This window comes from Cellulomonas sp. GbtcB1 (assembly GCF_019091725.1).
Lineage (GTDB): Bacteria > Actinomycetota > Actinomycetes > Actinomycetales > Cellulomonadaceae > Cellulomonas.
Map to the genome: position 1 here is coordinate 1 of NZ_JAGXJG010000683.1, position 230 is coordinate 230.

1 protein-coding gene is annotated in these 230 nt (G+C 72.6%); it reads right to left on the reverse strand.

Annotation, left to right across the window (positions count from 1 at the left end; all coding sequences use genetic code 11):
• The coding region (locus KVT14_RS21800) for an extracellular solute-binding protein (protein WP_217617433.1) at nt 1-230 on the reverse strand (230 nt) is incomplete at both ends.

The following is a 230-nucleotide window of genomic DNA, read 5'->3' on the forward strand; positions in this document are numbered from 1 at the left end:
GTCGAGGTACGTGCTCTGCAGGTACTCCCACGCCAGCTCCGGGTCGTCGGCGTGCGCGCCGATCCCCTCGCCCTCTCCGCCCAGGTACACCTGGCCGGTGTCGCCGAGCGGCAGCGGGACGACGCCGTAGGCGAAGTCGGCGTCGGGCTCGGCCGTGCCGATCTGCCAGTTGCCGTTCTGCGCGAACGCCGTCTTCCCGGCCGCGGACTGCTGGAACGGGACCGTCTGGG